The organism is Burkholderia sp. A2 (assembly GCF_001729305.1).
Lineage (GTDB): Bacteria > Pseudomonadota > Gammaproteobacteria > Burkholderiales > Burkholderiaceae > Burkholderia > Burkholderia sola.
This window is the reverse complement of sequence record NZ_LZXX01000105.1, coordinates 107,856-120,228: the sequence shown is the minus strand read 5'-3', so window position 1 is coordinate 120,228 and position 12,373 is coordinate 107,856. Positions and strand designations below refer to the sequence as shown.

Below are 12,373 nucleotides of genomic sequence, written 5' to 3'. Positions count from 1 at the left end.
CTGATTTGCCGGATTGGATCGATTTGTTCGACACGGTTAATTTCCTGTGTCGCGTGGCCCAATAGTGCGCGTTAACCATTCACGCGCAAACCAAGCATTTTTGAAATCGTTATGCACACAGATACACATAATCAGGATGACGTAACGTAGAGATCGGAATGCATCAAAGGAATGCGGCCCGTCCTGCCGGTCACGCCGTCGGACGCTGCGCTCGCCTGCTCGTCCAGTCCGCGCATGCCGCCACGAACGCACCGGCGACCAGCAGCAATATCGGCATCAGCACTTCGACGAACGCAGCGCGGTATGCCGCCAAACCGGCCGAAGACGATGCCTGCACCAGGAACACACCGGTTCCCCACGACATGCCGATCGAGCACGCAAGGCGCTGCGACAACTGCAGAAACCCCGCAGCCAGCCCACGTCCTTCATCCTGGCCGATTTCTGCCAGCGTCATCGCCTGATTCGGCGCATGAATCAGGCCGCCGGCGACGCCCTGCAGCAACACGATCGCGGGGTACGTGAGTACGATCCAGCGAACCTCGAGGTATTCGGCCGCCCAACCTTGCGCGGCGACCGCAAGCGCATGGCACGCTATCGCGAACACGGTCCCGCCCCGGCCGAAGCGCCGGACGAAACGCCAGCTCCACATCGCCGATGCGGTCGATGCGAGCGCGGCAGGAATCGACAGCGCGGCGTACAGCAGCGGGTCGAGATGCAAGCCGTCGAGAAAGAACAACGCGCTGACCATCCCGAGCGTGACACCCGCTGCAAACTGGCACATCGCGACGATCGTGCCGAGCACATAGCCGCGCGACCCGATCAGGCTGCGCGACAGGATCGGCGTGCCGCCGCGGCGCTGATACGCGGCTTCCCACGCGAGAAACAACGGCAGCCCGGCCAGCGCGACCGCGACGCACACGCGCCGCGACGGCATCGCGGCACTCCCGACCAGCGTGGCGAGCATGAGCGCGAGCGTGATCGCGGACAGAAGCATCAACCCGACCAGGTCGATCGAAAACCGGCGATCCGACAACCGGCGGCGCGGCAAATACCGAAGCGCCAGACAGAACACGGCGATCCCGAACGGGGCATTGACGAGGAACAGCAGCCGCCAGCCGATGTCCGGCGGAACCGATGCAAGCACCAGCCCGCCGAGAATCGGGCCGACGAGCCCCGACAGGCCGCCGGCCATCGCGTATCGTCCGAGGGCCCGGGCTTGCGCCGTGCCGGTGAACAGGTCCTGGATCAAGCCGAATATCTGCGTATTGATCATCCCCGCGCCGAGCCCTTGCAGCACGCGTGCGGCGATCACCGTTCGTGCATCGTCCGCCACGCCGCCCAGTACGCTGAAACCGGTGAACATCGCAAGCCCGACCAGAAACGGCAGGCGGCGCCCGAACGCGTCGCCGAGCCGGCCGGCGGGGACGAGCGCGATGCCGAACGCGATCGAATAGACCGACGTGATCAGCTGGATTTCGGCTGTCGACGCGCGCAGCCCGCTCCTGAGCGCCGGCACCGCGAGCGTGAAGATCGCCTGATCGAGCAGCGTAGTGAAGCCCATCGCGACGCAGATGCCCAGCACGATGTCGGCGCTGGCGCTTGCATCGTGCGAAGCACCGCGCGCATCGAGCCGTCGCGCAGGTGAGCCGAACCGCCCGGACGGTCGCGCCGGGGCAACGGCGTCGGCAAGCTCGGTGTGCACGCAAGCGTGCGGCTCGTCCGGCGTCATCAATTCATTCCACGTTGCCGGCATGCACCGGCTGAACCGGCAGCAGATATTTCTCGAACAGCACGCCGGGCGGCGCGTCCTCGCCGAAATCGTGCGACGACAGCAGCGTATAGCCGGAGGTCCGGTAAAGGCCGACCGCCTCCGGTTGGCGCGGCCCGGTGCCGAGGTGAATGCGCGTGTAGCCTTGCCGCGCGGCCTGCGCCTCCAGTTCCGCCAACACGCGCCGCGCCAGCCCCTGACGGCGATGCGCGCGACTGACCCAGATGCGCTTGAACTCCGCGGTGGCCGGCGTGTGATGGCGCATGAACGCACCGCCCGCGATGGCGCGCCCTTCCCGCAACAGCAGCAGGAACGCGCCATGAGGCGGCGCGAAAGCTTCGACCGGGTAGCGCACGAGCTCCTTCGCGAGTTCGTCCTCGGAGATATAAGCCGCGTAACGGCTGCTGTACTCGTACGCCAGCTCGTCGAACAGCGGCTGCGTGAGCGGGTCCCGGGCCGACACATAGACGAGCCGGTCCTGCCGATCCAACGAAACTTCGACTTCAGACATCAAACGCCTCCTCATCCACCGTTGCCCGAACCGCGGGCCGGTTTGTCATGATCCATCCGCCGACGCACACCTCGACGCTCACGCCGACGGCGCCGGCTGAACCGCGCGCTCGAGCAGCGCACGCAATGCGGCGCCGACCTCATCGGGCCGCTCGAGCATCAACTGATGCCCGCAGGCGGCCAGCACGTCGAACGTCGCATTCGGCAACGCATCGGCCAGCGCACGCCCGCCGGCCGGCGGCGTCAGGCCGTCGGCATCGCCGGCCAGCACGGCGACCGGCAGGTCGAGCGCCGCGAGCCGAGCCGCATCGGGCCACGGTGCATCGCGCAGCACGGCCTGGAACGTCGTCATCCGGTTGCGGCGCGCCACGCGCGACTCGTACGCGACGAGCACCGGATCGGCCTGCGGATGCCAGGCGAGCCGCCGGAACCGCCGCGCGAACACGGGCTTGATCCATTCGAGCAACCAGCCCGGCAATGCCGATGGCCGTGTCACCGGGCGCGCGAGCTGCGTGCCGAGCAGCAGCGCGCCGCTCGCTTCGTGCAGCCGCCCGAGCGTCGCCAGACGATCGAGCAACGCGAGCGTGCTGCCGGTGCCGAGCGAATGCGCGACCAGCACGTTGTGCGTGCCCTTGTAGCGGTCGAACAGCGCGAGATAGTCGAGCAGCGTTGCGTCGCCGTGGTACGCGCCGTTTCGCGCGGGCGGGTGCGGGCTGTCGCCATGGCCGAGAAAATCCCATGCGACGAGTTCGTAGCCCGCATCGGCGAACGCGCGCCACTGCGCACGCCACTGATTCTTGTTGCCGCCGCCGCCGTGCGCGAAGAACAGCACCGTGCCCGCATGCGGCGAGCCGTGCGGCGCGGCGCGATGCGCGACACTCAGCGTGCGCCCGGCGCGCACCTCGACCGGCACGCCGGCCACGACGACCGAGGCATCGGCCGCGACGTTCGAAACGGAGGTCATGATTGTTCCTCGTTGATGCGATGAGCACGCGTGGCTGGCTCCGCCGCACCGTTCGCGACCACGCGCGCCGGCAATACCGGCATCGCGTCGAGCAACGCGCGCGTGTACGGGTGGCGCGCGGCGCCGAAGACTTGTGCGGTGTCGCCCAGCTCGACGATCCGCCCCGCCTGCATCACCGCGATCCGGTCGCAGATCTGCGCGGCGACGCGCAGGTCGTGCGTGACGAACACGATCGCCATCGCGCGGCTTCGCTGCACCGACGCGAGCAGGTCGAGCACCTGCGCCTGCACCGACACGTCGAGCCCCGAGACCATTTCGTCGGCCACGAGGATCGACGGCTCGAGCGCCAGCGCACGTGCAAGGCTGATCCGTTGCCGCTGCCCGCCGGAAAATTCGTGTGGATACCGGTCGAGCGCGTCCGGCGGCAAGCCGACCTGCGCGAGCAGCTCGGCCGCCCGCCGATACGCGTCGCGGCGGCTGACACCATGCGCGAGCGGGCCGGTCGCGACGATCTGCGCGATCGTCTGACGCGTGTTCAGCGATGCGTACGGGTCCTGAAACACCATCTGGATGTCGCGGCGCAGCGACCGCAACGCCCGTTCCGGCAGGCGCGCGAGATCGTGCTCGCCGCGCAGGACGATGCGCCCCGCATCCACCCGCGCGAGCCGCACCAGCGCACGCGCGAGCGTCGATTTCCCCGAACCCGATTCGCCGACGATGCCGAGCGTCTCGCCGGCATGCAGCGTGAAGCCGACGTCGATCAGCGCATCGACGCCGCGTCGCCCTCGCGCCGGCAGGAACGGCAATGCGCGACGCGGCGCATGGCGCTTGCGCAAGCCGTGCACGTCCAGCACCGGCACGCCGCTGCGAACGACGGTGCGCGGCTCGACGCGGCCGTGCGGCACCGCATCGAGCAACGCACGCGTATAGGGATGGCGCGGCGCGCGCAGCAGGTCGGCCGCGCGGCCGCTCTCGACCGGTTCGCCGTCGCGCAACACCACGACGCGATCGGCGACGCGCGCGACCACGCCGAAGTCGTGCGTGATCAGCAGCACGCCGGTTCGCCGCGTGCGCGCCGCATGCTCGATCAGTGCCAGGATGCGCGCCTGCGTGGTGACGTCGAGCGCGGTGGTCGGTTCGTCCGCGATCAGCAGCGCCGGTTCGAGCGCGAGCGCCATCGCGATCAGCACGCGCTGGCGCTGGCCGCCCGACAGCGCGTCGGGATACGCGTGCCGCAGCCGCTCGGGCTCCGGCAGGCCGACGTCGCGCAACAGTGCCGTCACGCGCGCGGCGCGCGCCGCACCGTCGCCGCGGCCGCTCAGCACGCGATGGACGCGCAGCACCTCGTCGACCTGCGCGCCGACCGTCATCAGCGGATTCAGCGCGGCGAGCGGTTCCTGGAAAACCATAGACACGTCGCGGCCGCGAATCGCGCGCCATTCGGCGTCGCTGCACTGCGCGAGGTCGCGGCCACGCAATGCGATGCGCCCGCCCGCGTGCCGCACGCCGCGCGGCAGCAGGCCGGCGATCGCGGCCGCGAGCAGCGACTTGCCCGACCCGGACGCGCCGACCACGCACAGCACCTCGCCGGGCGCGAGCGTCAGCGACACGTCGCGCACCGCGTCGCGGCGTTCCGCGCCGGCCGGCAACGCGAGCGTGAGCCGCTCGATCGACAACAGCGGCGCGCCGCTCATCGCCCGTGCTCCGCAAGCGCCGATGCGTGCCGCAACCCTTCGCCGACCCGGTTGATCGCCAGCGCGGTCGCGACGATCGCGAGCCCCGGCCAGATGCTCAGCCACCACGCGTCGCGCACGACGTTGCGCGCCGCGCCGATCATGAAGCCCCAGCTCATCTGCGACGGATCGCCGAGCCCGAGAAACGACAGCGCCGATTCGGTGAGGATCGCGGTCGCGACCATCAGCGCGGCCAGCACCGCGAGCGGCGGCCAGACGTGCGGCAGGATCTGGCGCCGTACGAGCGTGGCCGGCGACTCGCCGGCGAGCCGCGCCGCGAGCACGAATTCCCGTTGCGCGAGCCCGATGAATTCGCCGCGCACGAGCCGCGCGATGGCCGGCCACGACACGGCGGCGATCGCGACGATCGTCGATTCGAGCGACGCGCCGAGCACGGCCGCGATCGTGACCGCGACCGCGAACTGCGGCACGGTCTGGAACAGCGTCGTGACCGCCATCAGCGCCCGGTCGATCCAGCCGCCGCACCAGCCCGCGAGCGCGCCGATCGACGCACCGAGCGCAAAGGTCGCAACCGTCGCCGCGAGCCCGACGAACAGCGACACGCGCGCACTCCACAGCAGCGCGATCAGCACGTCGCGCCCGAGCATGTCGGTGCCGAGCGGATGGCCGGCCTGAAGCGGCCGCAGCAACGGCTCGCCGGCCATGCGCCACGGCGACGGCAGCCACAGCGGCGCGCTCAGCGCGACGAGCGCGACGACGGCCAGAAACAGCATGCCGGCCGCCGCGCCGCGCGCGCGTATGAAACGGCGCAGGAAGCCGCGCGTCATCGCGCCCCCCGCCAGTCGATGCGCGGATCGACGATCCCGTACAGCAGGTCGGTCAGCGCATTGAACAGCACCACGAGCGCGGCGACCACGGCGAGCAGCCCGAGCAGCACCGGATAGTCGCGCTGCAGCAGCGCGTCGTACATCAGTCCGCCAAGCCCCGGCCATGCGAATACGATCTCGGTCACGAGCGCACCGCCCGCGAGCTGGCCGAGCTGCAGCCCGCCGAGCGTGACGACCGGCAACAGCGCGTTGCGCAGCACGTGGCGGATCATCACGCGCGGCTCGGACGCGCCCTTCGCACGCGCGGTGCGCACGAATTCGCGTTCGATCACCTCGAGCATCGCGGCGCGCGTGAGCTGCACGTAGATCGCGCCGTACACGAGCCCGAGCGTCGTGGCCGGCAGCACCAGATGCGCGGCCACGTCGAGCGCGCGGCGCCACCCCGTATAGCCGGCGCCGACGCTTTCCATTCCGAACGACGGCAGCCAGCCGAGCACCACCGAGAACGCGATCACGCTCATCAGCGACAGCCAGAACAGCGGCGTCGCGTAGACGATCACCGCGAGCGCGCCGATCGCACGGGCGATACGGCGCATCCCTGGGCCGCCGCGCGCCTCGCCATACGCGGCGATCGCACCCGCCGTCACGCCCGCGACGACCGACACGGCGAACGCGGCCGCCATCAGCAGCAGCGTCGCGGGCAGGCGGTCCAGGACGAGCTGCAAGACCGGCAGCTGGTTGCGGTACGAGAACCCGAAGTCGACGTGGGCGAGATCGCGCAGATACAGCACGAACTGCTCGACGAGGGGCCGGCTCAGCCCGAGTTGCGCACGCAACCGTTCGACGTACGCGGCGTCGCCCGAGCCCGCGTCGCCGGCGAGCATCAGCGCGGGGTCGCCCGGCGCGAGCCGGATCAGGAAGAAGTTCACGACCAGCACGCCGAGCACGACCGCAAGGCCCCGGAGCACCGTCGACGTCAAGCGCAGCGCCGTGTTCATCGTGTCATCCGATCCACGTGTCCTCGAGACTGTCGTTCACGCTGGTGGCCGTGCGCAGCAGGTTGTGGACGTTGCGCCGGTACACCGTCGGGTTCACCATCTCGAAGATGTTCGCGATCGCCGCGTCGTTCGCGAGCGTGGTCTGGAGCTGCGCGTAGCGCGCGCGGCGTGCGGCCGGATCGGTGTCCAGCGCGGCCGCGTCCCACAGCGCATCGGCCTGCGGATTGCGGTAGCCCTCGACGTTGCCGAACGGCGAGCCCTTCGAGATGCCGTCGATCCGGTACAGCGGCGCGACGCCGAAATCCGGGTCCGCGTTCTGGAACAGGAAGTTGTAGCTCAGGTCGAAATCCCAGTTCGCGACGCGCGCGTACCAGCCGGCTGCATCGGTCGTCTGCACGCGCAGCCGGAAGCCGGCCTGGCCGAGCGCCTGCTGCGTGTATTCGGCCACCCGCTCCCACGCGCCGCCCTTCTCGCCGTTGATCAGCACGAGCGGAAACTTGCCGACGTCGACGCCCGACTGCCGGATCAGCGCGCGCGCCCGCTCCGGGTCGTATGCGAAGCGCGGCACGTTCGGATCGTAGAACGGCGACGACGACACGAACGGCCCGTTCGCCACCTTCCCGTAGCCGAAGAAGATCCGGTCGACGATGAACTGCCTATCGAGCGCATGCAACACCGCCTGGCGCACGAGCACGTTGTCGAACGGCGGCTTGCGCTGGTTCAGTTCGAGAAAGGCCATCCCGGTGAACAGCTCCCAGCCCTGCGTCGTGATCTCGACGCCCGGCAGCTTCGCGAGCCGCGCGATGTCCGCGTAGTCGACGTCGCCCGCGCGCAGCGCATGGATCTGCCCGCGTTCGAACGCGATCGAGCGCGCGGCCGCGTCGGGCACGACGTTGAACACGATCCCGTCGAGATACGGCAGCCCCTTCTTCCAGTAATCCGGGTTGCGCGCGACACGGATGTACGCGCCGCGCTTCCATTCGCGGAACACGAACGGGCCGGTGCCGACCGGATGCTGGTTCGCGGGATTGCTGCGCGGGTCCTTGCCCTGGTACAGGTGCGCCGGCAGGATCGGCAGCAGCCCGCTGCCGAGCAGGTTGATCAGCCCCGCATACGGCTTCTTCAGGCGGATCGTCACCTGCAGCGGGCCGCTCGCATCGATCGACGCGACGTACTTGTCGAACGTCACCTTCGTGCGCGGCAGCGCCTGCGGCGCGATTTCCTTCAGCGTGACCACCACGTCCTGCGCGCCGAACGGCTGCCCGTCGTGCCAGCGCACGCCCGGCTGCAGCTCGAACGTGTACGTCAGCGCGTCGGCCGACGCGCGCCAGCTGCGCGCGAGCACCGGCACCGCGCGCAGTTGCGGGTCGAAGCCGAGCAGCCCCTGGAAGATCTTGCCGCCGACGTATTGCGACGCGACGTGCGGCGTCAGCGCGTTGACGAGCGACGGCGGCTCCGGCTGCGCGAACAGCGACAGCGTGCCGCCGCGCACCGGCACGGCCGCGGCGTCGGCCGCGAACACGCGGGCCGCGCCGCCGAGCCCGGCCGCGGCCCACGCGGCGGCGAGCGCATAGCGGCGCCGCGCCGGGTCCTTCGGCGCGAACGGCGATGGAGTCGTGAGCGTGTCGGTCATCACAGGTAGCCGTGGCGCGGCGGGTTGACGTGGTTGAGCACGTAGTTGCCGATCGCATGGTATTTCCAGCGCACCGGATCGTGCAGCGTATGCGTGCGCGCATTGCGCCAATGACGGTCGAGGTTGTATTCGCTCAGCACCGAGCGCGTGCCCGACAGTTCGAACAGCTTGTTGGTCGCGAGGATCGCAAGTTCGGTGCTCAGCACCTTCGCGGCCGCGACCTGCACCGACGCATGCGCGACCTGCGCGTCGTCGAGTTCGGCCGGCAACGCGTCGAGCGCCGCGGCCGCACGGTCGAGCAGCGCTTCGGTCGCGAGCAGGCGAACCTGCACGTCCGCGACGTCGCGGATCACGTACGGATCGTCGGACGCGCGCGCGATCCCGCTGTCGGCCCACGGCCGGCTGCGCGTGCGCACGAAGTCGAGCGTGTCGGCCAGCGCCGCGCGCGCGATGCCGACGTCGATGTTCGCGTGCAGGTACTGCGATACCGGGCCCGCGAGCGTCGGGCGCTCGAACGCGGCCTGGATCGACACCACGTCCTGCTCGTCGACCTCCACGCCCGACAACGTCAGCGTGCCGCTCGCCGTCGTGCGCTGCCCGAAGCCGCTCCAGTCGTCGACGATGTCGAGCCCCGGCCGGTCGCGCTCGACCAGCGCCTGCACGTAGCGGCCGTCGTCGTCGAGCGCGAGCACCGCGATCCAGTCGGCGAACAGCGCGCCCGTCGAATAGAACTTCTGGCCGTCGAGCACGAGCCGCCCGCCGCGCCGGGACAGCCGCGTGCCGATCTCGAGCGCGTTCTTCGTGCCGCGCTCGGACGCCGCATGGCCGATCCGCGCGCCGTCGAGCACGAGGCCGAAGAACTTGCGGCGCTGCGCATCGTCGCCCGTCAGCCGGATCACGTCGAGCGCGTGGAAATGATTCTTCGGCAACTGGCCGATCGACGGGTCCGCCTGCGCGATGGTCCGCACGACTTCGCCGAGCGTCGCGAGCGACACGTCCGCGCCGCCGAACGCGCGCGGCACCGTGATGCCCCACAGCCCGCTGCCCGAGAACAGGTCGAGCTCCGCGAACGGCAGGCGCCGCTCGCGGTCGCGCAACGCCGCGTCGCGCGCCAGTTCGTCGGCGAGCCGGCGCGCGGTTTCGAGCGCGTGCGCGTCGTCGGCGATGAGGCTCGCGGGCGGACGGGAGGACAGCGGGGACGACGCGCGGGCCGGCGTGTCGGCGGACGTGAAAGCGTTCATGAAGATCCTCGTGGACGGGTGCATGGCTTCCGTCGACAGCAAGCACCATGCCAATACCGGCCTGTCGGCCTGTGCGGTCATCGCACCGCGTGCGGCGCGCTGGATTTCCAGCGAGATGCCGCAAATGCAGCACGCCGCGCGCGGCGCGGCGGCGCTGCTGGAAATCCAGCAAAACGACTGGAACGCAGGTGCGCATGCGGCGGCATCCGGCCTGTGCTTTCGGCGCCAGGCCGTTATGGGGCGCGCCCGAGCGCCCATTGGCACGCCAGTTGCAAAGCTCCGCTCACGCACTGCCGAGCCGCGCCGCCGCCGATCCGATGCGCGCCGCGCCGGACCACACGCATAACAACGCTTCGATTTGGGGATAGACGGATGAAATACACGATGTTGAGCGCTTCACTCGGCGCATCGGCACTGCTGGCCGCCGCGCCGGCGCTGCATGCGCAGCAGCAGCCGGCCGCGATCGCGGCGCCGATCGCCGCGTCGGCGGCCGCGGCAACACCGATCACACCGGGTGCATCGGCTGCATCGGGCAACCCGGCGGCGGCCTCCGGCGCGGCGCATGCGAACGGCAGCGCGCCGGTCGCGGAGGCCCAGCTGAAGGACGTGATCGTCACCGCGCAGCGGCGGCAGCAATCGGCGCAGCGGGTCGGCACGTCGATGTCGGTCCTGTCGGGCAGCGACCTGAAGACGCTGAACGTCGAGACCGTCAACGACCTGCAGCACGCGACCGCGAGCGTCGAAGTCGAGCCCGCGTTCGGCGGCGGCCAGCCGCAGTTCCGGATTCGCGGCGTCGGCTTCAACGACTACACGTCGAACAACGCGTCGACGGTCGGCATCAACGTCGACGACGTCGCGTACGCGCTGCCGATCCAGACGCAGGGGCAACTGTTCGACATCGCGCGCGTCGAAGTGCTGCGCGGCCCGCAGGGCACGCTGTACGGCCGCAACACGACGGGCGGCACGGTGAACTTCATCACGAACCAGCCGACCCGCGATTTCGAAGCCGGCGCGAGCGTCGAATACGGCACGCACAACCTGCTGACGACCGAAGGCTACGTGTCCGGGCCGCTGAGCGAGCGCGTGCGCGGCCGTTTCGCGTTCACGACGCAGGACTTCGGCGCGTGGCAGAACAACCGCGCGACCAACCAGACGCTCGGCAACCACGACAGCGCCGCCGCACGCGCGCAGCTCGACTGGGACGTCGCGCGCGATTTCAAGCTGCACTTCGGCGCACACGGCGGCTTCGACAAGTCCGACAACACGGGGCTCTACCTGTTCTCGCCTTACACGTCGACCAAGACCGGCGAGGTGATCCCGGCCGACGCCGACCACACGAAGACGGGCTGGGGCGTGAGCCCCGCGTTTTCGCGCGCGACGGGCCTGTCGACCGACGCGAAGCCGGGGCGCGACAACGTGAACGGCGGCGTCGACCTGACCGCGACGTGGAACCTCGGCCCGGTTGAGCTGAAGAGCATCACCGCGTACAACTACCTGCACCGTCGCGAGTATTCGGACTGGGACGCGACGCGATACCACGATTCCGACGAATACTTCGACGACACCGTCAACGAAGTCACGCAGGAGCTGCGCGCGTCGTCGCGCGGCGACACGCGATTGCGCTGGGTCACCGGCCTGTTCTACTCGCACGACGATCTCGACGAGAAGTTCTATTCCGACTTCAGCGACCGGCTCGGTTTCATCGCGCTCACGCGCTACCGCCAGTCGGTCGATACGCTCGGCGTCTACGGCCAGGCGACCTACGACATCACCAGGCGCCTGCGCGGCATCGTCGGCGTGCGCCAGGAGCACGAGAAGCGCGAACTGCGCGGCTTCGCGTCCGGCATGCTGACGCCGTCGTTCGTGCCGTTCGCGGGCTTCCAGGGCGGCGACGCGAACCAGTCGCTGACGTCGAACGGCACGTCGGGCAAGGTCGGCCTCGAATTCGATCTCGCGCCGGCGACGATGCTTTACGCGACCGTCAGCCGCGGCTACAAGTCGGGCGGCTTCACCGCGCACAACACCGGCAATTCGAACGCGCTCGCGCCGTTCAAGCCGGAATCGCTGACCGCGTACGAAGTGGGCTTCAAGGCCGACCTCACGCGCACGCTGCGCTGGAACGCGTCGGCGTTCCATTACGACTATCGCGATCAGCAAGTGCTGTCGGCCACCTTCGACCCGAACTCGCAATCGCTGATCGGCACGTTCGTCAACGCGCCGAAATCGCGCATCGACGGCTTCGAGACCGACCTGAAATGGCAGCCGGTGCGCGGGCTGGAAATCTCGCAGTACGTCGGCTACAAGAGCGGCAAGTACACGTCGCCGTTCGTCACGTACAACACGCAGGCGTCGGCGGCCAGCGGCCACAACGTGTTCACCGACTACAACGGCAGCGCGCTCAGCTTCCCGCGCCTGAGCTACGGCGGACAAGTTGCGTACAGCTGGCTCGCCGGCGGCTACCGGCTGCGCGCGGAGACCAACTACAGCTACCGCGACGCGTATTCGCAATTGCTGCTGCTCGGCCCGAACTACACGGTCGACAGCTACTGGCTCGTCAACGCGAGCCTGACCGTCACGTCGCCCGACCGGCACTGGGACGTCGCGCTGTGGGCGCGCAACCTGTTCAACCGCCAGTACGACCTGACGAAGAACTTCTTCCTGCCCGGCACCAACGTCGCCGCGGCCGGCGAGCCGCGCACCGTCGGCGTGCGCGTGACCTACACGTATTGAGGAGTCCC

General features: G+C 69.7%; 10 protein-coding genes. 2 read left to right on the top strand and 8 right to left on the bottom strand.

Annotated elements, in window-relative coordinates:
* Positions 1-190: 190 nt before the first annotated feature.
* The 8 genes from A9Z05_RS21045 to A9Z05_RS21010 form a co-directional block, all read right to left on the bottom strand.
* Positions 191-1,729 (bottom strand): MFS transporter, encoded by a 1,539-nt coding sequence (locus A9Z05_RS21045; protein ID WP_069619769.1) that lies wholly within the window; start codon positions 1,727-1,729, stop codon positions 191-193.
* A gap of 4 nt (positions 1,730-1,733) precedes the next feature.
* Positions 1,734-2,279, bottom strand: a complete 546-nt coding sequence (locus A9Z05_RS21040; protein WP_050766535.1) for a GNAT family N-acetyltransferase — start codon at positions 2,277-2,279, stop codon at positions 1,734-1,736.
* Between the two features lie 78 nt (positions 2,280-2,357).
* Positions 2,358-3,242, bottom strand: coding sequence for an alpha/beta fold hydrolase (locus tag A9Z05_RS21035; protein WP_006481087.1), 885 nt, complete (start codon positions 3,240-3,242; stop codon positions 2,358-2,360).
* Positions 3,239-4,936, bottom strand: a complete 1,698-nt coding sequence (locus A9Z05_RS21030) for an ABC transporter ATP-binding protein (protein ID WP_069619768.1) — start codon at positions 4,934-4,936, stop codon at positions 3,239-3,241. Before A9Z05_RS21030 ends, A9Z05_RS21035 begins: the two co-directional genes overlap by 4 nt.
* On the bottom strand, positions 4,933-5,763 hold the full coding sequence (locus A9Z05_RS21025; protein WP_069619767.1) for an ABC transporter permease: 831 nt from the start codon (positions 5,761-5,763) through the stop codon (positions 4,933-4,935). The genes A9Z05_RS21030 and A9Z05_RS21025 overlap by 4 nt, the downstream gene beginning before the upstream one ends.
* On the bottom strand, positions 5,760-6,761 hold the full coding sequence (locus tag A9Z05_RS21020) for an ABC transporter permease (protein ID WP_006481085.1): 1,002 nt from the start codon (positions 6,759-6,761) through the stop codon (positions 5,760-5,762). Before A9Z05_RS21020 ends, A9Z05_RS21025 begins: the two co-directional genes overlap by 4 nt.
* A 4-nt stretch (positions 6,762-6,765) precedes the next feature.
* Complete coding sequence (locus A9Z05_RS21015; RefSeq protein ID WP_226193066.1) at positions 6,766-8,394, bottom strand: ABC transporter substrate-binding protein; 1,629 nt, start codon at positions 8,392-8,394, stop codon at positions 6,766-6,768.
* A complete protein-coding gene (locus tag A9Z05_RS21010) occupies positions 8,394-9,635 on the bottom strand; it encodes an SfnB family sulfur acquisition oxidoreductase (protein ID WP_069619766.1) in 1,242 nt (413 codons plus the stop codon). Before A9Z05_RS21010 ends, A9Z05_RS21015 begins: the two co-directional genes overlap by 1 nt.
* Between A9Z05_RS21010 and A9Z05_RS36335 the strand changes: the two genes are divergently transcribed.
* Positions 9,634-9,981, top strand: a complete 348-nt coding sequence (locus A9Z05_RS36335) for a hypothetical protein (protein WP_141723453.1) — start codon at positions 9,634-9,636, stop codon at positions 9,979-9,981. The genes A9Z05_RS21010 and A9Z05_RS36335 overlap by 2 nt on opposite strands.
* A 38-nt stretch (positions 9,982-10,019) precedes the next feature.
* A complete protein-coding gene (locus A9Z05_RS21005) occupies positions 10,020-12,365 on the top strand; it encodes a TonB-dependent receptor (RefSeq protein WP_084044398.1) in 2,346 nt (781 codons plus the stop codon).
* The last annotated feature ends 8 nt before the right edge of the window (positions 12,366-12,373 follow it).

Bases quoted from the DNA above. Each gene is read 5' to 3' on its own strand.
- A9Z05_RS21005 (WP_084044398.1), top strand. From the start codon at position 10,020: ATGTTGAGCGCTTCACTCGGCGCATCGGCACTGCTGGCCGCCGCGCCG.
- A9Z05_RS21030 (WP_069619768.1), bottom strand. From the start codon at position 4,936: ATGAGCGGCGCGCCGCTGTTGTCGATCGAGCGGCTCACGCTCGCGTTG.
- A9Z05_RS21015 (WP_226193066.1), bottom strand. From the start codon at position 8,394: ATGACCGACACGCTCACGACTCCATCGCCGTTCGCGCCGAAGGACCCG.
- A9Z05_RS21010 (WP_069619766.1), bottom strand. From the start codon at position 9,635: ATGAACGCTTTCACGTCCGCCGACACGCCGGCCCGCGCGTCGTCCCCG.
- A9Z05_RS21040 (WP_050766535.1), bottom strand. From the start codon at position 2,279: ATGTCTGAAGTCGAAGTTTCGTTGGATCGGCAGGACCGGCTCGTCTAT.
- A9Z05_RS21020 (WP_006481085.1), bottom strand. From the start codon at position 6,761: ATGAACACGGCGCTGCGCTTGACGTCGACGGTGCTCCGGGGCCTTGCG.
- A9Z05_RS21035 (WP_006481087.1), bottom strand. From the start codon at position 3,242: ATGACCTCCGTTTCGAACGTCGCGGCCGATGCCTCGGTCGTCGTGGCC.
- A9Z05_RS21025 (WP_069619767.1), bottom strand. From the start codon at position 5,763: ATGACGCGCGGCTTCCTGCGCCGTTTCATACGCGCGCGCGGCGCGGCG.
- A9Z05_RS21045 (WP_069619769.1), bottom strand. From the start codon at position 1,729: ATGACGCCGGACGAGCCGCACGCTTGCGTGCACACCGAGCTTGCCGAC.
- A9Z05_RS36335 (WP_141723453.1), top strand. From the start codon at position 9,634: ATGAAGATCCTCGTGGACGGGTGCATGGCTTCCGTCGACAGCAAGCAC.